Annotated in this window: 21 protein-coding genes; 9 read left to right on the top strand and 12 right to left on the bottom strand. The window is 42.0% G+C overall.

The genetic code is table 11. The features are described from left to right. Window positions 1-47: 47 nt before the first annotated feature. Window positions 48-377, bottom strand: coding sequence for a hypothetical protein (locus tag AC2FA3_RS06480; protein WP_490508878.1), 330 nt, complete (start codon window positions 375-377; stop codon window positions 48-50). A 386-nt stretch (window positions 378-763) separates the two neighbouring features. Further along, complete coding sequence (queC, locus tag AC2FA3_RS06475; RefSeq protein ID WP_490508877.1) at window positions 764-1,543, bottom strand: 7-cyano-7-deazaguanine synthase QueC; 780 nt, start codon at window positions 1,541-1,543, stop codon at window positions 764-766. 273 nt (window positions 1,544-1,816) lie between these two features. Here queC and ttcA point away from each other — a divergent pair, with 273 nt between their 5' ends. Beyond that, entirely contained in the window at window positions 1,817-3,016 is a 1,200-nt protein-coding gene (gene ttcA, locus AC2FA3_RS06470; protein WP_490508876.1) for a tRNA 2-thiocytidine(32) synthetase TtcA, read from the top strand. A 147-nt stretch (window positions 3,017-3,163) separates the two neighbouring features. Here the strand turns inward: ttcA and AC2FA3_RS06465 are convergent, their stop codons facing one another. From AC2FA3_RS06465 to ccoN, 6 genes are all read right to left on the bottom strand, one after another. Then, window positions 3,164-3,745, bottom strand: coding sequence for a FixH family protein (locus tag AC2FA3_RS06465; RefSeq protein WP_490508875.1), 582 nt, complete (start codon window positions 3,743-3,745; stop codon window positions 3,164-3,166). Window positions 3,746-3,946: 201 nt separating this feature from the next. Beyond that, complete coding sequence (gene ccoG, locus AC2FA3_RS06460) at window positions 3,947-5,356, bottom strand: cytochrome c oxidase accessory protein CcoG (protein WP_490508874.1); 1,410 nt, start codon at window positions 5,354-5,356, stop codon at window positions 3,947-3,949. Between the two features lie 517 nt (window positions 5,357-5,873). Next, window positions 5,874-7,031: a cytochrome-c oxidase, cbb3-type subunit III gene (gene ccoP, locus AC2FA3_RS06455; protein ID WP_490508873.1), complete on the bottom strand. Its 1,158-nt coding sequence runs from the start codon at window positions 7,029-7,031 to the stop codon at window positions 5,874-5,876. Beyond that, window positions 7,028-7,210 (bottom strand): cbb3-type cytochrome oxidase subunit 3, encoded by a 183-nt coding sequence (locus AC2FA3_RS06450; protein ID WP_191690612.1) that lies wholly within the window; start codon window positions 7,208-7,210, stop codon window positions 7,028-7,030. The genes ccoP and AC2FA3_RS06450 overlap by 4 nt, the downstream gene beginning before the upstream one ends. Next, a complete protein-coding gene (ccoO, locus tag AC2FA3_RS06445; RefSeq protein WP_490508872.1) occupies window positions 7,210-7,848 on the bottom strand; it encodes a cytochrome-c oxidase, cbb3-type subunit II in 639 nt (212 codons plus the stop codon). Before ccoO ends, AC2FA3_RS06450 begins: the two co-directional genes overlap by 1 nt. Window positions 7,849-7,857: 9 nt before the next feature. After that, entirely contained in the window at window positions 7,858-9,339 is a 1,482-nt protein-coding gene (gene ccoN / locus AC2FA3_RS06440; protein ID WP_201543736.1) for a cytochrome-c oxidase, cbb3-type subunit I, read from the bottom strand. Between the two features lie 853 nt (window positions 9,340-10,192). Between ccoN and AC2FA3_RS06435 the strand changes: the two genes are divergently transcribed. Beyond that, on the top strand, window positions 10,193-10,582 hold the full coding sequence (locus AC2FA3_RS06435; RefSeq protein ID WP_201543737.1) for an SCP-2 sterol transfer family protein: 390 nt from the start codon (window positions 10,193-10,195) through the stop codon (window positions 10,580-10,582). Between the two features lie 106 nt (window positions 10,583-10,688). On the opposite strand, the gene AC2FA3_RS06430 is transcribed toward AC2FA3_RS06435, so the two are convergent. Next, window positions 10,689-11,672, bottom strand: a complete 984-nt coding sequence (locus tag AC2FA3_RS06430) for a hypothetical protein (protein ID WP_490508871.1) — start codon at window positions 11,670-11,672, stop codon at window positions 10,689-10,691. 461 nt (window positions 11,673-12,133) lie between these two features. Between AC2FA3_RS06430 and AC2FA3_RS06425 the strand changes: the two genes are divergently transcribed. From AC2FA3_RS06425 to AC2FA3_RS06415, 3 genes are all read left to right on the top strand, one after another. Beyond that, window positions 12,134-13,369, top strand: a complete 1,236-nt coding sequence (locus AC2FA3_RS06425) for a lipoprotein-releasing ABC transporter permease subunit (RefSeq protein WP_490508870.1) — start codon at window positions 12,134-12,136, stop codon at window positions 13,367-13,369. A gap of 44 nt (window positions 13,370-13,413) precedes the next feature. Next, window positions 13,414-14,094 carry a lipoprotein-releasing ABC transporter ATP-binding protein LolD gene (gene lolD / locus AC2FA3_RS06420; RefSeq protein WP_183618766.1) on the top strand — a complete coding sequence of 227 codons (681 nt, stop codon included), beginning with the start codon at window positions 13,414-13,416 and terminating at the stop codon, window positions 14,092-14,094. Between the two features lie 195 nt (window positions 14,095-14,289). Next, window positions 14,290-14,607 (top strand): hypothetical protein, encoded by a 318-nt coding sequence (locus tag AC2FA3_RS06415; protein WP_490508869.1) that lies wholly within the window; start codon window positions 14,290-14,292, stop codon window positions 14,605-14,607. A 98-nt stretch (window positions 14,608-14,705) separates the two neighbouring features. On the opposite strand, the gene AC2FA3_RS06410 is transcribed toward AC2FA3_RS06415, so the two are convergent. Next, on the bottom strand, window positions 14,706-15,281 hold the full coding sequence (locus AC2FA3_RS06410; protein WP_490508868.1) for a DUF2062 domain-containing protein: 576 nt from the start codon (window positions 15,279-15,281) through the stop codon (window positions 14,706-14,708). Window positions 15,282-15,534: 253 nt separating this feature from the next. Between AC2FA3_RS06410 and AC2FA3_RS06405 the strand changes: the two genes are divergently transcribed. From AC2FA3_RS06405 to AC2FA3_RS06390, 4 genes are all read left to right on the top strand, one after another. Next, window positions 15,535-18,690, top strand: a complete 3,156-nt coding sequence (locus tag AC2FA3_RS06405; RefSeq protein ID WP_490508867.1) for a ComEC/Rec2 family competence protein — start codon at window positions 15,535-15,537, stop codon at window positions 18,688-18,690. A gap of 315 nt (window positions 18,691-19,005) precedes the next feature. Next, window positions 19,006-20,061, top strand: coding sequence for a signal peptide peptidase SppA (gene sppA / locus AC2FA3_RS06400; RefSeq protein ID WP_490508866.1), 1,056 nt, complete (start codon window positions 19,006-19,008; stop codon window positions 20,059-20,061). 147 nt (window positions 20,062-20,208) lie between these two features. Then, window positions 20,209-21,096 carry an alpha/beta fold hydrolase gene (locus AC2FA3_RS06395; protein ID WP_490508865.1) on the top strand — a complete coding sequence of 296 codons (888 nt, stop codon included), beginning with the start codon at window positions 20,209-20,211 and terminating at the stop codon, window positions 21,094-21,096. A 73-nt stretch (window positions 21,097-21,169) separates the two neighbouring features. Then, entirely contained in the window at window positions 21,170-21,958 is a 789-nt protein-coding gene (locus tag AC2FA3_RS06390) for a CPBP family intramembrane glutamic endopeptidase (RefSeq protein WP_490508864.1), read from the top strand. 103 nt (window positions 21,959-22,061) lie between these two features. Here AC2FA3_RS06390 and dusA read toward each other — a convergent pair whose 3' ends face one another. Next, a complete protein-coding gene (dusA, locus tag AC2FA3_RS06385; RefSeq protein ID WP_490508863.1) occupies window positions 22,062-23,033 on the bottom strand; it encodes a tRNA dihydrouridine(20/20a) synthase DusA in 972 nt (323 codons plus the stop codon). A 204-nt stretch (window positions 23,034-23,237) separates the two neighbouring features. Further along, window positions 23,238-24,539 (bottom strand): MFS transporter, encoded by a 1,302-nt coding sequence (locus AC2FA3_RS06380; RefSeq protein ID WP_201609105.1) that lies wholly within the window; start codon window positions 24,537-24,539, stop codon window positions 23,238-23,240. Window positions 24,540-24,876: the final 337 nt, after the last annotated feature.

The following is a 24,876-nucleotide window of genomic DNA, read 5'->3' as shown; positions in this document are numbered from 1 at the left end:
AAGACTGGCAATGACCAGTCTTTTGTAGCAAGTATTTTTTAAGTAGTTTAAGCGGGTTTTTGTGGCTGCTTTAAATCCAAGCCAACCGTGCATTGCTGCAAGTCTTTTTGCATTTTTTTCACGTAGGGTAAGCTTGATGGGTCTTTTTTATCTTGCGCGTAGCTTTCGATTTCCCACATCTGACCGATGGTCATATTGCTGCGGACACCGATGGTGCATTTGCATAGTTTGGTCGCTGTATTTTTGTCAGCGACTTTATATTTGACCGCGCCATTAACACAGGTATTGATATTAGTCTGTTTGATATCGGCAGCATTTGCTTGTGGCAATGCAAACAGAGCAGCTAGGGCTAGGGGTAATACGGGCAAAAACTTCATAAACATCCTCTACGGGTCGCGTCGATTTCTCAGATTTTTTTATAAAAATCTTGGTCGTTTTATTTTGTCACTTTTTAATTAATAGATCTAATTAATAGTGTTTTTAATGATTTTGTCACTCATGTTATAACGTCTATAGATAAATATATAGGAGATTTTCTATGTATATATGACTCATTATATTTACCTAACCATGAGCAGCTAACAGTCGTCACTGATATAGTCGCCCATACCATAGCAAGGAAATCGCTTAAAATACAACGGCAGCGTGCTGTGTTAATGCAAGCAAATGTTGCGCAAATGTTTAATGGGCTTTTGCGTAAAGGCAATTATACTCTTACTTTAAGATAGCTATAAACCTGTTTTTACAGTATTTATTAATACTATTAAAGCTGATAATGGGTAGGGTCAGTAACCCCAGCTTGAGCAAATCCTTGGCGACGTAGCACACAGCTGTCGCAGACACCGCAAGCAAGACCTTTGGCATCTGCCTGATAACAAGAAATCGTCTTCCCATAATCGACCCCTAGCGATAAACCGAGCTCGATGGTTTTTGCTTTGGTTAAATGCTGCAGCGGTGTTTGAATCGATAAATGATGACCAGTAACGCCAGCTTTGGTGGCAAGATTTGCCATGTGTTCGAAAGCGGTGATATATTCTGGGCGGCAATCAGGGTAGCCTGAATAATCGACTGAACTTACGCCAATGACGATATGGTTGGCATCGGTCACTTCAGCGACTGCTAAGGCATAAGATAAAAATATGGTATTACGCGCAGGCACATAGGTATTTGGTATGGCATCGTTATCGACTTCATTACGATGTTTACTGAAGAGTTTATCAGTATCGCCGTCAGGGACAATCATGCTGTGATCAGTGAGTGATGAACCGCCAAGCTGCGCGATATCGATATCAATAATACGATGATTGACTCCTGCGCTTTCAGCGATGACTTTGGCAGCGACAAGCTCACTATTATGACGTTGACCATAGTTAAAACTGACCGCTGTCACAGACGCATAGCGTGCCTTTGCCCAATATAAACAAGTCACGGAATCAAGGCCGCCCGACAGAAGCACGACGGTATTTTGGCTTTTATGCAGCGCGGTTGAGTTAGCGTCGTTTTTTGGATTGGTAGCGGAGGTCTGCGCAGTAACGAGAGTCATATTCGTATCTATTATTAGTCTATGAAAAATGCTTATTCTAGCAAACATAGCAAACATAGCAAACATAGCAAACATAGCAAACATAGCAAACATAGCATCATTACATAAGCTTGGGGGTGTTATTAAAGTAGGATTAAAGTGCCACTAATTTTGTGCTAGTTTTCAATCCGTTAGCAAAATTTGTTATAATCGCTGCTTTTAAAGCACGCCTGCCAAAAAATATTGCCAACAACTTTGTAGCAAAATTAAACTTGTAAAGATATTGAGTAACTTATGACCGTAGCGACCTTGTTTACGCCAAAAATCACCCCTCAGTTTGATGCTGTTTCTATCGATACTGCTTCTACAAATGCTAGTTCTACCGATATTGGCTGGGATAGCTATGCGGAAGATACTGATGTTGCTGATGAATTTGACGAAGCCACAAACAATGATAGTACGGCTGAGCAGCAATCGCCATCTACGCAACTGCTACCGACTGAAACGGCACAATTTCGCAAACTACAAAAAAAGCTTCGTCGTCAAGTATCATGGGCGATTCGCGATTTTAATATGATTGAAGATGGCGACGTCATCATGGTTTGTGTGTCAGGCGGCAAAGACAGCTATACGTTGCTCGATATTTTATTGCTACTTAAGCGCATTGCCCCGATTAGCTTTGATATCGTCGCGGTCAATCTCGACCAAAAGCAGCCTGGTTATCCTGAAGATGTTTTGCCCGCTTATCTGAACGAACAAGGTATCGCCCATTATATTTTAGAAAAAGACACTTATAGTATCGTCAAAAGCGTGGTGCCAGAAGGTAAAACTTATTGCTCGGCCTGTTCACGTTTGCGTCGCGGCTCGCTATACGGTTTTGCCAAACAAATTGGCGCGACCAAAATTGCCCTTGGTCATCACCGCGATGATATGCTCGCGACTTTCTTTTTAAACTTATTCCACGGCGGCGCGCTTAAATCGATGCCACCAAAACTGCTAAGCGATGATAAGCAAAACTTGCTTATTCGTCCGCTGGCGTACGTTGAAGAAAAAGACATTATTGAATACGCGCGTTTAAAAGAATTTCCAATTATTCCATGTAATCTGTGTGGTAGCCAAACCAATCTACAACGGGCGATTATCAATGACATGTTACGCGAATGGGATGATGCCCATCCGCAGCGTTTAGCGTCTATCTTTAAAGCGATGCAAAACGTGGCACCGTCGCAATTAGCCGATCGTGAGTTATTTGATTTTGAGACATTAAGCCTTGAGCGTGATGATAATGAGCGTTTGTTTGAAGGGGATAATATCCAAGCAGGGCAGACCGACAGTCTGGCTGAAATTGGCTTACCTGTAGCACCAAAAACTCAAATATTTAATCCTAAATTCGCTAGTAATCAGAACCCTAATCAGCAGGCAGAAGCAGCGGATGAGATAACGAAAAATAGTCCTAAGACGCAGAAAATTCCAACCATTAACCCCGTTATTTAATGAGTTGATCGTCTAAAGCTATGTTGCTTAGATAATCTTAAGTTAATTTGATAAAGTTAGATCCATAAAAGTTAGCTCTATAAAAAACCAGCCCATAATAACTAAGGGCTGGTTTTTTTAATCTTAACGGTAGCTATTTAAATAGTATTAGCTTTCTGCAAAAACTTGTAATGGATTGAAAGTCACCTCTGAACGCGGCAATTTTGCTACATCTTGCATGCGCCAATCATCCTTGCCGTCGTTACTAACTTGCAAATAGTACTTCGCTTTAACAGGATCGATATCTACTTGGGCGCTATATTTATTGCCTTCTTCATGCTTTAGGACCACGTCACGGTCTTTTTTGATATCAGTGGCGTGTGAGATAGATAACTCTAAGGTATCAGGATAAGTTACCGGCTCGCCGTTCAATAACTTACCAGATTGCAAGCTTTGCTGAGGATAGTTTAAATAAAACACGATATCACCATTATCAGCAAACTGCATCTTACCGTGTAAATCTAAATCATAAGTGAGCTTGTCACGTGAGACGTCGTGATAGAGGGTTTTACCATCCATATACCAGTCGTCTCGTACCACACTATCACGGATTTGATAAGAATAATAAACAAACCAGATGCAAGCGATTACCACAAAAGCTGGCATGCCAATGACAAAGATAACCACCATATAGTTTTTGTACCATGGTTGGCTGTCTTGATGCTTAAAGTTTGGTGCTGGACTAGACATAACATACCTATTAATCAGATATTCGCTTATAGATGATTGTTAAGACTCTCTATAAGTCGTATCAACGGATAAGCTGACAGCTAAATGCGGCCAGTTTATTGCCAAATGATTCACCCATTAATTAATGATAAATAGCTTTAAATAATAATCAATAATTAACGCATGAGAGTTGTAAAATATATTCAACAAGCACACAAAGGCTTATTGCCCTTGCGTGGTAAAGATGTTTTGTTTGCTGACATTGTATTTACCATCTTCACTCTTCACCGTTAAGGTAACCAGTGTCTGACCAAATTCAATCACATCAGGGTCACCATAAATACTGACCGGCATATCAAAGCTTTCGCCAGCTTCTAACGGTACGTCGTTAAAACGTAGCTCTAAGCTTAGACCGTCTTGCGGCTCAAGACTTATCTTATAAGTATGAGCGTCTTGCGTTTTATTGGTTAGCTTAACGATATAGCTGTTCTCAATCATGCCTTGCTGATTCAATGAAGACAACTGGTTACGGTCACGGCGAATGTCAATCTCTAGCGGTACACGATCATTCAAGGCATAAATAACACCGCCACAAAGTACGGTCAGTAAGGTTAAGTAAGCAAAAAAGCGGGGGCGGAATAGGCGACTTGGTTCTTTTTCTACCAATTGACGCTCGGTGGTATAACGAATCAAGCCACGTGGGTAGCCGACTTTATCCATGACGTCATTACAGGCATCGACACAGGCGGCACACTGGATACAAGCGACTTGCAAGCCATCACGAATATCGATACCCGTCGGGCAGACCTGTACACACATCTGACATTCGATACAGTCGCCTAAATTCTCAGGGTTGGTGCCTTTTTTACGGGCGCCGCGAGGCTCACCGCGCTCATAATCGTAAGAAACGATTAACGTATCTTTATCAAACATCACACTTTGAAAACGACCATAAGGACAGATTTGAACACACATCTGCTCACGCATATAGCCTGCATTGACGTAGGTAGAGAAAGCAAAAATAAATATTGATACCCAAATCCACGTTGACCAATCAGGGAAAGGGATAAACCCTATCATCTGCCAACTACTATATAAAGCCTCTGTACCGGACACATAACTGACGAAAGTCGTGGCGGTAATCATCGAGAACACAAACCAAATAAAATATACCAAAAAACGCTTAAACGCTTTCTGTGCGCTCATCGGCTCTTTATCGAACTTGATACGCTTATTACGATCGCCAATGACCAGTTTTTCGACATATTGGAACATATGCGTCCAAATAGTCTGCGGGCAAGCATAGCCGCACCATACTCGTCCGGCGTAGACAGTGACCATAAACAGTGTAAAGGCAGCAATAAGCGCAAAGGCGGCAATAAAATAAAAATCTTGCGTTAAGAAGGTCATACCAAAAATATAGTAATGCTGTGACGGCACATCAAACCAGATTGCTTGCCGACCGTTATAGCGTAACCACGGTAAAATCAAAAATAACGCCAAAAATGCATACATACTAATAACACGGATATTTTGGTAAAATCCGGTAACAAATCTAGGGTGGATACGTTTTTTATTGGCGTTAAGATCGACCTCAACGACAGGGATTTTATTGGATGGTTGTGCTGACATAAACGTGCCTCTTTAAAAAAAGAATCAGTCTGCTGGCATGATGAACAAATACCATTAGTCGTTAGGTATATGAGTGTGCGATGTTATCAATGTCAGTAAGTAGCGAAATATAATAAAAGCCAAAATATGCGGGCTTAGCTACCAAATGAGCGATTGTAAATAATTGAGTTAAATATGCTTAAATGGATGATTCGATAGTGTTTCTAATAGATTGCTATTTTAGCATTCTCCCTACTATAAATGGGGTGAGAATGTTAAAAAGCAACATTTATATCATAATTATTGATAAACAATTGGGTAACAGTAGTTACGAATAATCAATCCTCAAAACTTATTATTAATTAATGAAGTTATAAATATGTTAATCCCATTAGTTAATAATAAGCAGAAGCACTAAATAGAAATCAGAACCTAAAATGAGAAGCAAAACTGATAAACAATCAAAAAGGGAGGACTGCAATAACAGCCCTCCCTTTTTTAAACTTACTTTTACGATATAGCGACTGACTAAAAATTATTAGTTAGTGGCGCTAGTTTCTGATGTGGCTGCTACCGTTGCTGCTTTAGGAGCAGTAGCAGAAACAGGTTGCGCTTTAGCAGGTTGAGCCGTTTTGTCTGATAGTGAATAAACATAGGCAGCAAGTAGCATAATACGCTCATTGCCCAGTTTGGTTTCCCATTCAGGCATTACGCCTGCACGACCATAACGCAAGGTTTCGCGGATAGTTTCGCGATCGCCGCCATATAACCAGATATTATCTGTTAAGTTTGGCGCGCCAGTAGAGGTCATACCTTTCGCATCTGGACCATGACAAAGCACACAGTTAGTAGGCTCATTAAAGATGGCCTTACCTTGAGTCACTTTTGCTTTATCAAGCTCATAACCTGGTTGGTTACCAGAGATTGATAGCACATATTCAGCCACGGCACGAATACCATCTTCACCGATTTGATCACGCCATGCAGCCATACCACCGATACGACCATTATGTAGTGTGGTTAAGATGTTTGACGCTTCGCCACCATATAACCAATCATTATCCGTTAAGTTTGGATAGCCTAGTGCACCTTTAGCATTAGAGCCATGACAGACCGCACAGTTCTGTAAGAACAGACGACTACCAACTTTTAACGCATTCGGGTTTTCTGAAAGCTTTTCTACGTATGGCGCAAGTTCAGCGATTTTCTCATCAATCTCAGTTTGCAAATTGGCAGGCGGTGTTTCACTGCGACGCATCGTTGCTTGCATCTCAGAAAGCGTTGCTAAGGTTTTAGTTGCACCGCTCGCATCGGCTTTGGCCAAAATGTTTTGCTCAAAGTTATCGGTAAATACTTTGTTATTACTTTCAAGTTCGCTGTTCAACTCATTATGAGAAGTCCATGGCACAGTTTTACCATCTACTTCTACGGTTGTAATACCCTCCCACTTTGATGGAAAGATGGCAGGGAATAACACCCAATAGGCGACACCCCAAATGATTGAGCCAAAAAATATCACTAACCACCATTTAGGCAGTGGTTTATCGTATTCCTGAATACCATCATAGGTGTGGCCAGTGGTACCGTCTTCTTCTACTTCTGGCTTGTACTTCAAAACCATTAGCAAAACACCGAGGATACCCGCCCAACACATAATACTTAGTATGGTGATCCAAGAACTCCAAAAAAATGTCATCGTTTATCCTTATTGCGCTGCTCTTCAGACAAAGATTCGATATCTTCGTCATCAAGCGCAAGTTGTGCATCTTCTTCGAAGCGTTTTTTGTTTTTTGGCGAATACGCCCACCATGCAACGCCTACGAAGGCAATAAAGGCAGAAACGGTCGCAATTGTTTGTAATTCACCAATACCCATTAGCGCTGTCCTTCCATCGCGGTACCTAATTGCTGTAAGTAGGCAACCAAAGCATCAAGCTCAGTGGCACCAAGTACAGCATCTGGCGCTCCTTCGATATCTTCTTCAGTATAAGGCACACCGAAGCGATCGCGGAATAGACGCATTTTGGTTTGCACATTGGACCCATTAACTTCGTTGGTTGCAAGCCAAGGAAAACCAGGCATTACTGACTCAGGTACTAAAGAACGTGGCGCAATCAGATGCTGTTTTTGCCAATCTTCAGAATAGCGTCCACCGACACGTGCAAGGTCAGGACCCGTACGTTTTGAGCCCCATAAGAATGGGTGATCCCACGTTGATTCAGCGGCGCGTGAGTATGGTCCATAACGTTCAACTTCAGCACGTAGCGGACGAATCATTTGCGTATGACAAACGTGGCAACCTTCACGGATATAAATATCACGACCTTCAAACTCAAGCGCCGTCCACGGCTCCATAGCAGGTAGGGGAGCGTTCACCCCACCTTCTTCAGGACCCTTGTTATCATAAATCAGCGGTACGATTTCAACAAGTGTTGCAAAGCTGATCGCGATAACGATAAAGATAACCAACAAGCCTGTATTTTTTTCAATAATTTCATGCGGTGTACCAGACATGATCGCTCCTTATACGTTAGCTGCCGAAGGTTTATCAACACTAGGTTCATGATCAGTAGGATCTGCAATACTGACAGGCTTACCTTCTGGCATCTTAAGTGTTTTATAAACGTTATATGCCATAACAAACATACCCGATACATACAATAGGCCACCAAAAGCACGACCAATATATGGGAAATGTGAGAACTCAACCGTATCAACGAAGCTGTATACCAATGTACCGTCTGGATTGGTTGCAAGCCACATCATACCTTGGCCAATACCAGAAATCCACATAGAGACGATATAGAAGATAGTACCCGCTGTTGCTAACCAGAAATGCGTGGTGATTAAGCTGATAGAATACATTTTTGGTTTGTTATAGATACGTGGTAACAGTACATATAGCGAACCAATGGTAATCATACCGACCCAACCAAGCGCACCTGAGTGTACGTGACCTACTGTCCAGTCCGTGTTATGAGATAGGGCGTTGACGGTCTTAATAGACATCATCGGACCTTCAAACGTCGACATCGCGTAGAACGACAATGCCACAATCATAAAGCGAATGATTGGATCGGTACGTAGCTTATCCCAACTGCCTGATAGCGTTAGTACACCGTTAATCATACCACCCCAAGATGGAGCAAATAGGATGATTGAGAACACCATTGCTAGAGACTGCGTCCAATCTGGAAGCGCTGAATAATGCAAATGGTGACCACCAGCCCACATATATGAAGCAATCAATGCCCAAAAGTGAACTATAGACAAACGGTAAGAATAAATAGGACGACCAATCTGTACCGGAACGAAGTAATACATCATTCCAAGGAAAGCTGCCGTCAAGTAGAAACCTACCGCATTATGCCCGTACCACCACTGCACCATCGCATCGGTTGCACCGCCAAATAATGAGTAAGATTTAAACGCACTAACAGGGATGGCCATACTGTTTACGATATGCAGTAGTGCAATCGTAATAATAAAAGCAGCAAAGAACCAGTTAGCCACATAAATATGTGAGGTTTTACGTTTGATGAGCGTACCAAAGAACACGATGGCATAAGAGATCCACACCAAAGCAATCAAGATATCGATTGGCCACTCAAGCTCAGCATATTCCTTGGTCGACGTCAGACCTAAAGGAAGGGTAATAACTGCTGATACAATAACCGCTTGCCAACCCCAAAAGGTAAACCAAGCTAAATAAGGGGCAAACAGCCTCGTTTTACACGTACGTTGAACAATATAGTATGACGTCGCGAACAAGGCGCAACCGCCAAACGCGAAAATAACCGCGTTGGTATGTAGCGGTCTTAGACGACTGAATGTCAGCCATGGAATGTCAAAGTTTAGTGCTGGCCATGCTAACTGTGAAGCAATGAACACACCAATACTCATGCCGACGATGCCCCATATCACGGCCATTATCGTAAAGAATCTTACGACAGTGATTTCATATTCACGGTCAACTGGGGCGACTGCTGTGTTTTGTAAACTCATTGGATGATTCCTTTACAGCCCGAATTATCAACAGAATTAACTAACTCTCCGCGGCATCTGTCCTATAGAAATCTATAAGTAGATAATGATTGCGGTACATGCTGTTTTTTGACTACTTTTATCATTCTTACATTATTAACTATCAAGCTAAGCTTTCGCTAGTAATCAGCTGTCGCTGATGAGTAGAGGACGGCGATAAAAACGTACTGCGCTCACAGCTAGTCGATAGTAGGATTGTTAATAAACGGTCAGATTTGATAAGAAAATACGCCTTCCTTGAGCATCAAGCATCTATTGAGGCTGAGTATGTATCTTAATTATTACTACTACAAATAGTATGAACGAAGATAGATACTAATATTCAACGGATGATAAAAGGCTTATACACCATTGATGTATGCTAGCGGCGGCTGACAAAAAAACATGTTTACGTAATGTTTAGTTAAAACTCCTGACTCTGTTTAAGGGTATTGTAACGCAAACCTAATCAAATATCATCAGAACTATGCGCCAAAATACAAACTCTTTGGTAAAAATATTAGCAAGCAACTTATTATTGCTGTGTTGTTCCTCTATTTTATACCCAATCTTCATACTATTCTAGGGTTGAAAAAATATACTGCTAGTAAGCTCAAAAAACAAATTGTTACGAAGGTTTTGTAACAATTGTAGCGTTAGTTCTACAAATAGGTTTTACTTATTATGAATTCGCATCTTATAATGACACTTAGCATGATGAGTCATAAAGTGCTTTTTGTATTAATGTTAATGACACTTTTAACCATTTAAATAGTGGTTAGGCTAGAGCGCTACACAGCAATAGCCTACCATAATAAGTATTAGGGATAATAATATGGCAGTTTTTTTGACAGATGAGTGGTTTGAGCAAGTTGAACAAATGGGTAACGAAGCCGGTGAGTTAAATTTACCACCTGCGCTAGCCAATATGATCGTCAACCTAAAGGTATCTGACACCGAACAAGATATCGAAGCGAGTTTCGCAGATGGTTTGTTACATCGTGGGCTAAATGACGCAGCGACAACCACTTTATTGCTTGATCGCAGTATCTTGCAATCAATCATTACCGATTTTGATACCAATGAAATCATGGGTGCCTTTATGGGCGGCAAAATTCGTGTTGAAGGCGATATGTCACAATTAATGGCCGTACAAACCGCTCGCCCAAGTGCTGAGCAAAAAGAGCTGTATAGTAATATCAAATCAATGACCACGATGGCTTAATGGTCTGTTTTTCATTTTTATATAAATAATATTGAACACAAAAAAGCCCTTAATACATATTAAGGGCTTTTTCGTCAAAGAATTTAACAGTAAAGTAATTTCTGAATTAACTGGCTTTTGATTGTTGCACGCTTGCTTGCGATTTTTGATTTTCTTTATAAATCGCCGCTTGTAGCCAGATATTGGCTTGTACATAGTCATGCACTTGAATAGCCGCAGTGGTTGAAGTTTTAGGTGCGCCAATACGAATCACAAACGGGTCAGCATCTTGCTCACGTAATACCACCACATCAAATAAGATAATGGGCTGACCATTAAATACCGTTTCTTGCTTACCAAGCACCTGACCTTGGCACCAAGCTTCATCTTCTTGTCCTAAGGTGTCACCAAACAGGTAAGCACACATATGACCGAGATTAATCTCGACGGGTGCCATTTGTTCTTTGGTTTCAGGCTGCCATGCTTTGATTTGTTCTTGTAAATCATCAGGCATTTTTCCGTCATTGGCCGCGACAATGTCGTTAAAAGCACGATGGTAGCGAATGGCTTCTTGGTCTTCGACCATAATCACTTCGTCTTGTTCGCTCAGCTTAATCTCATGCGCCCAAGCACTAAAATTCACATAATACGCCATATCTTGCTGATATAAATGACGGTTGGCCGTATAAAGCTGGTCGAAAGCATAGATGATACTGCCATCAGCGGTACGTAAGCGCAAGACCGCATCATGGGTATTGTCATTGACAATCATGCGTTCGATTTTGCACGTCAAACCATAAGGGCTATCGACGCAAGGGTAGGCGTTAATGAAGCATTCAGGCTTGCCATCTTTCATCGCCAGCACTTGATTGATATGACAAGGCTGGTCTTCAGATAAGAGTAAGCAACTGTCTTTTGCAGAACTGACATTACTATTGAGACCTTTTGGCATGGCCGCTTTTTCAATCATCTTTTGTAGCCATTCTGGCACGTCTTGACTCATGTCATCGGTCAAAATGCGCCAATGATCGGCGTGGCCGGCAGACTGCTCGTCAGTTAGGGTGATTTTGATAGGGGATTGGATATTTTTATATTGATAATTAATGGTCATGAATATACTCAAACTTAAGTCAGCCATGAGGTTTGGGTCTAAAACTGTGATTGCTGACCATTATCCAATATATGAGCGGATTGGTTTATGATAACCAGCAATGTCGTCAGTAAAGAGGCAACAAACAACAATGAGGGGTTAATGACAATTGTCCTTAGCATACAATATATAGGTATAGACGCAACTAATAGCAAGCCCCTCATGAAAAATAATGTTAAAAGTTGAGTTTTTATTAAAAAATACCGGCAGTTTGCGCTAATGACTGGCACATATAAGTCAAATTGTGTCAAACTAGCTTCCTTTTGACAGCGGCATTTTGCTGATCATAACCCCTGTTTTTGTGTTCGATTGATATGTTTTTGCGGTAAGTGCTTTGTTAAGCGTAATGCTACGAGGCGGTTGTTGCATCTGATTTTATAACATAAATAAAGTCGCACGTGGATAAGATAAAGAGTTTGAATATGTTTCGTCCTTTAGCGTTATTTATCGGCTTACGCTACACCCGAGCAGAGCGTAGTAATGGTTTTATCTCCTTTATATCGCTGATCTCAATGATTGGTCTGACGCTTGGCGTGGCGGTACTGATTACGGTACTATCGGTCATGAATGGTTTTGATCGGGAGCTAAAGACTCGTATCTTGGGTATGGTGCCACAAGCGACGGTGATCTCAACCGAGATTATCGGTGATTGGAAGCAGGTGGCAGATAAGATTAAAGAAGATCCAGAAGTTGCTGCCGTTGCGCCTTTTATCCAGCTGCAAGGTATGCTGACCTCCAACGGTCAAGTAGCTGGAATTATGGTCACCGGTGTTGATCCTGAATACGAAAAGAACGTCTCTATCATCAACGAGCATATGGTGGAAGGCAGTATTGATACCTTACAAAACGGTGAGTTCAGTATTGTGCTTGGCGAAGAGATGGTGCAATCCTTGGGGCTGCGCTTAGGCGATAAAGTGACGTTAGTGCTGCCAGAAGCGTCGCCGTCACCAGCAGGCGTGATACCACGCTTTAAGCGCTTTACCTTGACAGGTATCTTTACCATCAGTCCAGAAGTAGATAGTCTGATGGCTTTTATTCCGATGGGTGATGCGGCAAAATTACTGCGTCTGCCAGAGGGGGCTCAGGGCATCCGTATGAAGCTTCATGATATCTTTAAAGCACCGATGGCCGCCCAAAAAGCTGCTGCTATCGCCCCTGAGCAATTATATCCTAGCGATTGGACCCAAACCCACGGCAATCTATTTGGTGCTATTCAAATGGAAAAAGCCATGGTCGGCTTGCTTTTATTCTTAATTATTTTAGTTGCGGCCTTTAATATTGTCTCAAGTTTGGTGATGCTAGTGACCGATAAAAAAGCCGATATCGCCATTCTAAAAACCTTTGGTGCTTCACCGCGTCTGATTACCCATGTCTTTATGGTACAGGGTGTGGTTATCGGCTTTATTGGTACCATTGCGGGTACGATACTGGGTATTATCTTTGCCCTGACCGTCAGTGACATTTTGGGTTTTATCAATAATAGCTTTGGTTTAAATTTATTTGATGCTTACTTCGTCAACTATCTGCCATCGCAGCTGCGTTTGACCGATGTGGTGCTGATTACCAGTGCGTCATTTGTATTGAGCTTTTTGGCGACCATTTATCCAGCACGCCGAGCGGCTAAAATTCAGCCTGCTCAAACGCTACGTTACGAGTAATCTATAGGCGTTAATACCATGATAAATACAATAAAGGAAGCGCTATGTCTGCGATTTTAAAAGCGACCAATATTAATAAGATTTACGATGAAGGGGCGGTGAGTACGCAAGTATTGACAGGTTTAGATTTGACCGTCAATGCCGGTGAGCGCATTGCGATTGTTGGTACCAGTGGCTCAGGAAAAAGTACCTTATTGCACTTGCTCGGCGGACTTGATACGCCAACCAGTGGTGAAGTATGGCTACACGGACAGCTGCTAAATACGATGAATGAAACTGAGCGCGGCGCGATGCGCAATAAGCACTTAGGATTTATTTATCAGTTTCACCATCTGTTGGCGGAATTTACTGCGGTTGAAAACGTCGCTATGCCGCTACTGATGCGTCCAAAAATGTCGACTACAGAAGCGCGCCAACAGGCTATCGATATTTTAAACAGTGTCGGTCTAGAGCATCGCTTGGCACACAGACCGGGTGAGCTATCAGGCGGTGAGCGTCAGCGTGTAGCGATTGCCCGTGCGCTGGTGACCAAGCCTTCCCTTATCTTGGCAGATGAGCCAACCGGTAACTTGGATTATGACAATGCCCAAAGCGTGTTTGGCCTGTTATCAGAGCTACAAAGTACCATGCAAACAGCGCTATTAATGGTGACGCATGACCGCAGTTTGGCGGCACTTGCTGATCGTCAGCTACTCTTGCGTAATGGTCATTGGGAAGATTATTAAACCTTTATCTTTAATATTTCGTTTTTAATAATATTTTTAACCGTTTCTTCTAAAATTTGCATGATTGCCGTTACTTAGCGGTAGCATGATACGGTTGGACTTTTTATAAAAGCTGCTTATAAAAAACGCGAAAAAAGAGAGGCTGCATCTAGCAGCCTTAACTAATGAATAAAGCCGTAAATAAGGATTGATAAGATGGATAAAGATGACGACCCAATTGAAGCGTTTGGCAGTATCGAAGAAGGCAACGAGCCATTAAAGCCTTATATGGATCCGACGCTGTTTGACACCATTGATAAACAGGCGCAAATAGAGTTGCTCACGCCCGTTTTTGATTCGATTACTTTGGCTGGTGCGGATTACGATTTAAAAGCGCAGGACAGTGCAACCGGTAAGCGCTATACGCTGCTGAAAGATGAAAAAGTGATTGATATTTTTGTGATGGATACTAATCTTATTGACAATGTTCTCAATGCTATTGAAAAGCATAAAGATCAAGAAGATGAGCTATAACGTTGTGTGAAAAATAAGCGCTTTCTGTGTTTTTTCAGTGAGACTGTTTTTATAATAAGACTGCTTTTTAACGAATAGTTATTAATAATAAAAAGATACTAACGCTTGGTTAATTTATTAGAAGGCTTTTTCTGACGTTTTTGCCAACTGGTGACGGTTTTATAGCGCCAGATGGCTTTAAATGCTAAGCCGCATACGATGCTGCTGATAATAGCTAAAATCGTCAACCCTAAACAAAATGCAGCGATTGATACCGTACCTTTATAAGTAATAAAGGGGTTGGCACCGTCTGATAATGCCCATAGGCTAAAATCCGCAATCATCCTGCCGATAAGTCGCAAGCTAATCATTGGTACATCAAGGATTTTGGCACCAATATAGTAGCCAGCATAAAAGACCGGTAAGCTGGTTACTGGATTGGTAATCCACGTTAAACCGAGCGCCATCGGCACATTGGCACGAAAAATGAGCGCACCGATTAATGCCAGTAACATCTGTCCTGGTAGCGGAAAAAACGCGCTAAGCACACCGATATAAACCGCTTTATTTAAGCTGTGGCGATTAAAATGCCATAAACGCGGGTCGGCAAGTTGCGGCGCAAACCATTTTAATGTGCGGCTGGCTAAGATTTTTTCAGGAGTGGGAAGTAGATCTTTTAGACGTTTATTTGGCACAGAATTGCCTTTACTCGTTATCTGCAGCCCGCTCAAATATATTGCTAGGCTGTTATGCAGTGGTATTATTAATAAAAAATACAGATAAGAATGTTATCAGAAAAGCAGGAGGATAATGTTGGATAATCATCGTCGCAATATTTCTGCTCAGTATAGGGTAATAGTAGAATAAATGCCATCGCCTGACGCTAGTGCCCACTATTAAAACTAAAGTCAGTCGTCATCCAAACAGAGTATCAAGCAAGGAATGCTGGTGTACTGGTTACTTGGTAGCTTAATAATCATCGTTATGATGGGCGTTTTGGCCGTTGCTGATAGTATGACACTGCCTATAAGCTCCTTATTAACGCATCTCAGCGTAGCAGAGCTCAGCGCTGCTACGACATTACCGCTATTATTAACGATACTTACTATTGTCTTATTAGTCGTCAGTCAACGTCTTATTTTATTTCCTCATTCCTTTAACACCAAAATACCTCTTGCTCAAAATACTTCTCTAAATTCTACGACAACCTCATCTTATAACTTGTCACTACTGTCTAAATGTATCGGCTATTTCTTATTGGTAGGATTATCGTTGGCGCTGATTATAGGTAGTGGGCTGCTCGCTTTAATGAGCCATCAGGAGGCGCAAAATAGTGCCATAAAGCAACCTTTGCGTTTACAAGCGCTAGTCAGTATCGAAGGGATAAGCGATAGTGTTTATGATATTACAAGCGATAGTGGCTATCGTCAGGTTGCCACCATCAGTCAAATATCACCGTTATTGTCTGAATTGAAAGCGCAGGATTTGGACAAATTGACAGCACAATACGCTGCCAATTATAGAGAAGCTCTGGATAATAGCCTAAGCAAAAATAAAGAAAATAAAGATGATTTGAGCGGAGATAGTGCTGAAACTTTTGCGGACTTTGATAAAGTTGAATACCGTGTATTGCTAAATGCCTATCCAAAAAAGCCAAAGCTTAAAAAACCTTCCAAAAAATACTCTACAAAACAAGCCAAAAACCCATTTAAGCAATCGCAGATGACAGATTTAAATCATCTACAGCCCGGTGATCAGTTATTGATGACCTTGACGCTAACACCACTTGCTAACTCTGAGCAAGCAATAAATAATCCAACGGGATTTGATAGTTATCGGTGGTTACGAGGGCGGCATATCGATGGGGTTGCTAATATATTAGCGACCAGTACTGTAACTACTCCCTTTGATGACTCATTGGCATTATCTACGGCGGACAATTCTTATCTACAACGTTTTCGTACCGCTATAGACCAAGGACGTTGGCAGTTGCGCCAACACTTTTATCAAGATTGGGTAGCGCAAACCACCGCACAGCAGCAAGCAAAAGCAGTGACTTTGAGTTTACTGACCGGCGATCGCAGTTTAATCAATCGTGATACCAAAGATTTATATCAGCTGGCCGGTATTTCTCATTTATTGGCCATCTCAGGGACGCATGTTTTATTTTTAGCGATTGTGTTAGCAGGATTGGCGGTCTTACTGCTGAATCGTTTTTGTCCATCACTTTATCGTCATATCCCGCGCTGGCAAGTACGCTGGTGGGTCATGATTAGCGCGGCTTTTATTTATGCGTTGTTTACCGGGTTTGATGTCCCTGCTGCGCGTACCGCATGGATGTTATTAGCGATAGGGTTGATACGTCTGACACTACTACCGATTAGTACCATGCGTATATTATTGGCGCTGGCAGTATTGATGGCATGGCTTGACCCGTATGTCTTGTGGCAGGCAGGTTATTGGCTGTCTTTTATAGCGGTGGCGCTATTGTTAAAATATGAGGATAGCTCAGTACAGTCGAATCAAGCAGAATTCACCCAGCTAACGGTTTTTAGTCATGATGATAATACAAGCAAGCATATGCTTAAACGCATGGTGCTTGGCTTTAAAAGGCTGTTCAAATTACAGTTTTGGCTATTCATTGCGCTGTTGCCCATTACTTTGTTATTGTTTGGCAAGGCTTCACTGTTAGGAATTGTCGTCAACCTATTTGCTATTGGTTTATTTGGTTGGGTGATTGTACCGCTGAATCTACTAGCGGGGCTTTGCTATCTTATTGTGCCCACACTAGCAGATGCTATTTGGGCACTAGTGATTGCTCTGGTTGCTTATTTGCACGAGCTGATGACGTGGCTGACGGCATTACCTATATTCTCAGGGGCATGGCTCTATACGCCAGTCAATACGGCTATTTTACTGATGGTTTCATTGGCTATGTTGCCATGGTTATTGCCTCGCGGGCTTATCAGTCGTTGGCTCGCGCTACCGCCACTAACGCTGCTGGTTATGACAGTATATGCCAATCAGCAGTCGTTAACTATGATACCAACTCTTTATATTTTACCGACGGGTGACCAATATGTGAGTGCGGTTTTGCTGCAATATCCTGTGATAGATAGTGAAAATGTGCCTAAAGATAATAATAAAGGCGCATCCGCTATAAGGGTAAATAAGAAAAATGTCAGTTGGTTGTTTCTAGCCAATCATAGACCTAATAGTGTCCGTACGATGCCAAGTACGCTAACGGCTGATAAGCTTTCCGCGACGATAGAGCAGCAATTACGCAGCTTATCGATTAAGCGCTTAGAAGGTATCGTGGTGCAAAGTAGTAGCGCTGCATTGACTGCTAAATTGTCAACATCATCGACAGGTTCGACTAACAACAGCAAGATATTGCAGCCCAACAGTTCTAAGTTGAATAATTCTAATCCGAGCAATGCTGAATTACTACCAATGACAGTGGTGCAACTAAGTCAACGTTTCCCAACGGCTCAATATTGGCAAGCAGGGCGTAGTGAGCGCTGGTCTAAACTTCAGCGCGCTTATCAAACAACCAGTCAAGCTAAAACTTATGCAACCATCAGCGCCCAAGGTTGTGAGCAAGGTAAAGTCTGGCAACTTGCCAATGGTGATTTAGCTTTGCAAGCCATAACAGGTTGGAGCAAAATAAACGATGCCAGTGTGTGGGATTGTACACTTGCTATTGACAGTGGATTGCCTATCCAAGTGATAAATTATAATGCGGCTGAGCCACTAAAATCATTATCTACCAAAATACAAACGCTTCAATCCGATATAGAAGCGCCAATCAATAAAGCTAGAAATCCTCAATCACGCCTGATTCTGAATGCCGATAGGCATCCGCGCGTTTGGCAAATGTGGTCGTTATTATGTGCGATTGAACCGAATGCTAAAAATGACACTTTAAACAACGCATTAAACAATACCTTAGATGATGCCATACATAGCACGACATGGCTTGGACACAGTACTTCGCAGATATCTGCAGATGTAATAAGTGAGCAACAAATCCATGAGATAATCACTTATGATAATAAGCCACTAGATGCCGCTTTATCTTTTAATACTGCTAGTAAGGATTAACCTTAAGCTTTACCTTAATAGTGTTATTCTTATAAAATGCCTCGCTCCTACTTATAGAATGCCTTGCTTATAAGGTGTCGCTCTTATAAAGGTGTCGCCCTTATAATATCAAGCTATTTCACAGTTCTGCTATTGAACCATGAGGGAAATGGCACCATACTTAGTAGCTTACTTAACTTTTATGAAAGCGCTACAAAACGCACTTCTATAAGTATAAGTAAATATACTTATTGCGGTTGTATTAAGTTTTTGCTCGATTAAGTTTTAAGACCCTCTCTTTTATCGTTTTACATTGTTTCTGACTTAGGAAGTTATATGCCCAACTGGCCACCAGACCCTAACAAACGTCCTGACAACTCGGCAAATCAGCCAACGCCCCTGCAGCAGTCAAATCAGCCAAGCGGACAAGAGTGGCGACTGATTGAAAATACGTTATTAGCCAGTGTGGTTGAGCAGCGCCGCGCCCGTCGCTGGAGTATTTTCTTTAAGCTATTGACCTTTGGTTATATCTTATTGATATTTTTAACCCTTGGCCGCGGTTGCAGCACCAAAACGCCAACCAGTCTCGATGGCGTAGATACCAGCAAGCCGCATTTGGCAGTGGTTGAAATCCAAGGGACGATTAGTAGTGGGGATGCAGCCAATGCTTATGATGTCAATGAAGCCTTGACGCGTGCCTTTAAAAACAGCAATGCCAAAGCGGTGGCGCTCGATATTAATTCACCTGGTGGCTCGCCGGTACAGTCTGATGAAATTTGGCAGACGATGATGGATTTACGTAAAGAATATCCTGATAAAAAACTCTACGCAGTGATTGGTGATATGGGTGCTTCTGGCGCTTATTATATCGCTTCAGCGGCGGATGAGATTTATGTCAATCCATCAAGCTTGGTTGGTTCGATTGGTGTGATTATGCCAAGCTATAATATCGAAGGCTTAATGGATAAATTCGGTGTTGAAGACCGTACTATTACAGCAGGCGAGTATAAAGATATTTTAAGCTTGTCACGTCCGCTTACTGCTTATGAAGAGCAGCACGTCGAAAAAGTGTTGAATAATACCCATAAGCACTTTATCAATGCAGTCAAACAAGGTCGCGGTGATCGTCTGAAAAATCCTGAGGAAAACAAACTGTTTTCAGGGCTGTTTTGGACCGGCGAGCAGTCTATTGAGCTTGGTTTAGCAGACAAAAAGGGCAGTATCTCAAGTTTAGAGAAGCAGCTTAAGCTTAAAAATGTGGTCAACTATACGCCGACTGATCCTTTTAGTTTATTTATGGATCGCTTCGCGGTTAAATTAGGTGCAGGGCTTGGATCAAGTATCAAGCTTGACGTATTGCCGCAAGAAGAGGGTGAGGCGCAGATGCGCTAAGTACTTTATATTTTAGATTTAATGTGTATGATTGTTGAGGCTGAGCGTATGATTATGCTCAGCCTTAATTGTATATAAATTTAGATTATTATAATAACTATTTCAAATAACTGTTTAAATCACTATTTAAATTATTGAGAGCCTGTCATGAGTGCCATTAATTTACAGACCTTTGCGTCATTACCCAAATCTAAAATAACCCAAAAACCGGTCATTCATTTTGCCCATGCTAATGGTATGCCAAGTGCTGTTTATGCGCCGTTTTTTGCAGCGCTTGCTGAATTTTTTACCATTGAATATATTCCAATGTTGGGTAATACGCCCGATTATCCAGTAGATGATCATTGGAAGAGCCTGACGCAGCAGATTATTGATAGTGTGGAACGTACTTGTGAGCAGCATGGCGTTAGTCAGGTGGTGGGTGTCGGTCATTCGCTTGGTGCGATGTGTACTATGCAGGCGTTATACCGTGCGCCAGAAATCTTTGCGCAAGCGGTGCTGATGGATCCACCTTGGATTTATGGCAAAGTTAGCCTGCTATGGCATTTGGCTAAAACCGCAGATAGATTACCGCTAATGAATAATCGTTTGATGGATAAACTTTCGCCAGCGGGCGTGTCTAAGCATCGCCGTGATGTTTGGGATAGCCGCGAAGATGCCTATGATAAGCTGCATCATAAAGGGTTTTTTAAAGATTTCGATGAGCGTAGTTTTGATGGCTATATCGAGCATGGTTTACATGAGCGTGCTGATGGAAAGGTAACACTGGCCATTCCTAAAGCCAGCGAAGTTGAGGTTTTTCGTACCAATCCATCATGGTATTGGCTGACCCCAAACCGTGCTCCTAAGCCGCCGGTAACACTCATCATTGGTGAAGACAGTATATTTCTTAAACGCCGATTTCCGCAGCAAATCAAATCACGCCTTAATATCGATTACGAAACCCATGCAGGTGGTCATATGTTCCCACTTGAGCACCCAGAGTCTGTGGCGCTACAAGTGCTTGAGCTTATCAAACAGCAGTTACCAAAATAAGCTGATCATTTATGCTAATGCTCATCATAAATATAATGTGGGCAGCTAGTACACCTTTTTGAGTGACGATTTTATGATAAAAGATGCGCCCACTTCACCTGTTATGACTATAGAACCTAAGCGTGCAACGCTATTTTCACGCTTAGGTACGTTGCTACTGGTCATAGGAATGGTAGTGACATTTTTTATTAGTCAATTGATAGGCGTGTATATCGCCGGCAAACTGGTATTACCTGCCGCTAAAAATGCAACCATAGGGGATATTTTCTTTTTTGGCAGTAATGATGGCACAGTGGTGAGCTTCTCTATCATCATAGGCTGCCTATTACTGATAGCAATCAGCGTATTGTTGATTCGTGTGAGAGGCGGGAATGTTAGGCAGTATCTGGCACTGAAACCCTTCTCATGGGCGGTAGGCGTCGGTATGCTAGGATTGCTGTTGATATTTATGATTGGCAGTCAGGCATTAACTTACCTGCTTGATAAATCGCCGTTGGTCTTCGTCGATCCTTTGTATCAGTCTGTCAGCTCAGTATGGCTATTGGTATTTGCGATGGTGATTGTCGCCCCAATCTATGAGGAGCTTATCTTTCGCGGGTTACTATGGTCGGCTATTGTAGAGCAATTCTCAGCCGCAGACTATATAGAGCATCGCGGTGCAGTAGTCGCCAGTTTAGTAACCAGCTTAATCTTTGCGATAATTCACTTGCAGTATGGTCTTTATGAAATCAGTACCATTGTGGTATTGGCCTTGATATTTTGCTACGCGCGTATCAAGTCAGGTTCGCTAGTGCTGCCGATGTTGCTACATATTATTAATAATGGGGTAGCGATGGGACAGTATTTAGCGCAAGTTGCTTAAAGATGTATGCATAAAATAAGGGCTGATATGGTGAAAGCGTTCACCATGTCAGCCCTTATTTTATGCTTTCCGATTTGCGGCTTAGAAGGCAAAGGGCTTGTTTCTAAGCATCTGGATTTAATGCTAAGACTTCAGTCGCTGCGTACTTAATATCGTCAATCGTCAATTGAGGTTTGCCGCTCAATGCCTGTCGCCATTTGCGAGCACCCATCAAACCTTGGAATAACCCTAAATAATGCCGCGTCATCGTTGGCAACGCTTCGCCTTTAGCGATTTGTTCTTCTAGATAGGGGTATAGCTGCGCTAAAATATCTGAGCGCTTAGGGCTGGGTTCGCCCCATAAGCTATTGGCTTCTGCCAATAAGTAAGGGTTATGATAAAATGCCCGTCCGATCATCACCCCATCGATATGCTGCAAATGCGCTTTGATATCAGCAAGCGTCTCGATACCACCATTAATCTCGATATCAAGCGCAGGGAAATCCTGCTTAAGCCGGTAAACATCCTCATAACGTAAAGGCGGTATTTCGCGATTTTGCTTCGGGCTCAAGCCCTGTAGCCACGCCGTACGAGCATGAACGATAAAGCGCGTACAGCCTGCTGCCGCGACTTTTTCAACAAAATCTACCATAAACTCGTAACTGTCAAAATCATCAATTCCAATACGATGCTTGACGGTCACCGGGATATCGACCGCCGCTTGCAGGTGCTTGACCAAATCTGCAACCGTGTGCGGCTCTGCCATGAGGCAAGCGCCAATCTTATTATGTTGGACGCGATCAGAGGGACAACCAACGTTGATATTGACCTCATCATAACCATGCTGCTGCGCAAATTCAGCGCATTGGGTCATCTCGCTAATATCTGCGCCGCCCAGTTGTAGCACCAGCGGATGTTCAAGCGCATCAAAACGCAGATGCCGCGCGCGATTGCCATGTATCAGTGCACCGGTACTAATCATCTCGGTATAAAGATAAACGTGTGGATTAAACAGCCGTGCAAAGTAGCGATAATCTGTCGTTGTCCAATCAATCATGGGCGCAACAGAGAGTCGTTTGTTGGTCATATCAACCATTATGGTTAAACCTCGTTATTAAGCATGCATACTTTTCAGTGCATTTTTAAGAATAGTTAAAGTGATAATAGATAAAGCGCCATGGTTTGTATGTCCATGACGCCTTTTTTTATCACTTTATCTATATAGGTTAAATAGTAAAAAAATCAATGCAACAGCCAAATAGAAATAAATTGAATAGTGGTCACATTAAACAGCTATTCTCTAAATTACCTCATCGATTTTTTTGAATTCGGGCAAATTATAAAAATAAATGCCCATGATGATACCAATAAAGCCAATAAAGGCTATATAAAGGGCAGGCGAAAAACTGATATATAAAGTCGCATAACCAAGCCCAAAAGGCACTAAGACTCCGACAATACCGTAAGCGACATTATAACAAAGCGCCATGCCAGTAAGTCGCACATTGGTTGGAAATAATTGCACCAAGATGGCCGGTACCATGCCAACAATACCAGAGCAAAACCCTAACAGTGCATACATGATAAGAATATAATCGCCACTTGCTTGCAGATGATAAAAGAAGGCAAACATCTGGGCAATCAATAACATAGAACCAATTGCCAACACTTTACCGAAGTTTTGATGATTAGATATAAGTCCATAAAATACACAGCCAAAAATCATAAATACAATGCCTAGACTGTGTGAAAATCCAAATAAATCATTGTCTAAAGTAAAGCGCAACTCAATTAAATCAGGTAATAACAGGACGATAACGGTTGTGACACTCGATATAATAAGGGTAAGCAGCAAGCCGATAAAAATAGAATGCTTACAATGCTTAAAGAGTAAGGTAAAGGGCTTAGCAATATAATCACTTGGTTTTGAGGCTTTCATAGCAATGAAAAAAGGCGACTCGTCTATCCAGCGCCATGCCAACAGTGGTAAAACGCTGAATATCGCTGCGGCAAAAAATGGTACACGCCAGCCATAGTCAGCCAATTGCTCTGTGGTCATGGAGTTGGTCAGCCAAAGAAAAAAGGCGTTAGAGAATAGGACACCGACAAAAAAGCTGGCGGTCACATAGCTACAGGCGATTGATAAATATTGACGCGGCACGTGTTCTGAGACAAAAACCCAAGCCAGTGGCACAAAAAGCCCAAATGCCATCCCTTGTATCAGGCGTAAAATAATAAATAACGCTGGCGCAAACAAGCCCAATTGTGTATAAGTGGGCAAACAGGCCATCGCCAGTAAGCTAGCTGCGGTCACCAAGATACTGATTAATAGTATCGGTTTACGACCTTTGCTATCTCCATAGCGCCCGAATATAACGCCACCAAATGGGCGGGCCAAATAACCAATGGCAAACAGCCCAAGCCCTTGTATTTTCGCCATCGCCGCGCTGGTATTAGCGGGGAAAAAAGCGGCTGCAATGATATCGGCGAGATATAAATAAATCAAAAAATCAAAAAACGCGACTGCGCTGCTAAAGCAGATAAATAGTACGGCATTTCTATCTTTGGAAGACATTAGTGCATATTGAGAACGAGAAGGCATAATAAATCAAGCACCACATAAAGAAGAGTTTATCAAGACGGTTATTATCTAGATAACCGACTATAGTAAAAAACAAGAAACCAGCATAGCTGGATAATAATTTGCTGAAGACGTAAAGTTTTGCGCTAAAAAATACCTGAGCGACAATTCATCTATTTAAAATGGCGCGCTCAAGCTTGCTCTGTTTGTTGAAAAGCTATTCAAAAGTAATTAAATAAGCTTTATCGAATAAAATTTATTCGATAAAGTGTTCGACCCTTATATAGTCAAGCCCACCTAAAAGTGTTATAAACTAATTATCAAACCCAATTGTTATTATAAAGACCATGACTTACTC

This window comes from Janibacter sp. CoH_79_TC_3 (assembly GCF_058197955.1).
This window is presented reverse-complemented; position numbering and strand designations above follow the sequence as displayed.

Excerpts from the sequence above, each read along its gene's own strand:
- AC2FA3_RS06480 (WP_490508878.1), bottom strand. The coding sequence starts at position 377 with ATGAAGTTTTTGCCCGTATTACCCCTAGCCCTAGCTGCTCTGTTTGCA.
- queC (WP_490508877.1), bottom strand. The coding sequence starts at position 1,543 with ATGACTCTCGTTACTGCGCAGACCTCCGCTACCAATCCAAAAAACGAC.
- ttcA (WP_490508876.1), top strand. The coding sequence starts at position 1,817 with ATGACCGTAGCGACCTTGTTTACGCCAAAAATCACCCCTCAGTTTGAT.
- AC2FA3_RS06465 (WP_490508875.1), bottom strand. The coding sequence starts at position 3,745 with ATGTCTAGTCCAGCACCAAACTTTAAGCATCAAGACAGCCAACCATGG.
- ccoG (WP_490508874.1), bottom strand. The coding sequence starts at position 5,356 with ATGTCAGCACAACCATCCAATAAAATCCCTGTCGTTGAGGTCGATCTT.
- ccoP (WP_490508873.1), bottom strand. The coding sequence starts at position 7,031 with ATGACATTTTTTTGGAGTTCTTGGATCACCATACTAAGTATTATGTGT.
- AC2FA3_RS06450 (WP_191690612.1), bottom strand. The coding sequence starts at position 7,210 with ATGGGTATTGGTGAATTACAAACAATTGCGACCGTTTCTGCCTTTATT.
- ccoO (WP_490508872.1), bottom strand. The coding sequence starts at position 7,848 with ATGTCTGGTACACCGCATGAAATTATTGAAAAAAATACAGGCTTGTTG.
- ccoN (WP_201543736.1), bottom strand. The coding sequence starts at position 9,339 with ATGAGTTTACAAAACACAGCAGTCGCCCCAGTTGACCGTGAATATGAA.
- AC2FA3_RS06435 (WP_201543737.1), top strand. The coding sequence starts at position 10,193 with ATGGCAGTTTTTTTGACAGATGAGTGGTTTGAGCAAGTTGAACAAATG.
- AC2FA3_RS06430 (WP_490508871.1), bottom strand. The coding sequence starts at position 11,672 with ATGACCATTAATTATCAATATAAAAATATCCAATCCCCTATCAAAATC.
- AC2FA3_RS06425 (WP_490508870.1), top strand. The coding sequence starts at position 12,134 with ATGTTTCGTCCTTTAGCGTTATTTATCGGCTTACGCTACACCCGAGCA.
- lolD (WP_183618766.1), top strand. The coding sequence starts at position 13,414 with ATGTCTGCGATTTTAAAAGCGACCAATATTAATAAGATTTACGATGAA.
- AC2FA3_RS06415 (WP_490508869.1), top strand. The coding sequence starts at position 14,290 with ATGGATAAAGATGACGACCCAATTGAAGCGTTTGGCAGTATCGAAGAA.
- sppA (WP_490508866.1), top strand. The coding sequence starts at position 19,006 with ATGCCCAACTGGCCACCAGACCCTAACAAACGTCCTGACAACTCGGCA.
- AC2FA3_RS06395 (WP_490508865.1), top strand. The coding sequence starts at position 20,209 with ATGAGTGCCATTAATTTACAGACCTTTGCGTCATTACCCAAATCTAAA.
- AC2FA3_RS06390 (WP_490508864.1), top strand. The coding sequence starts at position 21,170 with ATGATAAAAGATGCGCCCACTTCACCTGTTATGACTATAGAACCTAAG.
- dusA (WP_490508863.1), bottom strand. The coding sequence starts at position 23,033 with ATGGTTGATATGACCAACAAACGACTCTCTGTTGCGCCCATGATTGAT.
- AC2FA3_RS06380 (WP_201609105.1), bottom strand. The coding sequence starts at position 24,539 with ATGCCTTCTCGTTCTCAATATGCACTAATGTCTTCCAAAGATAGAAAT.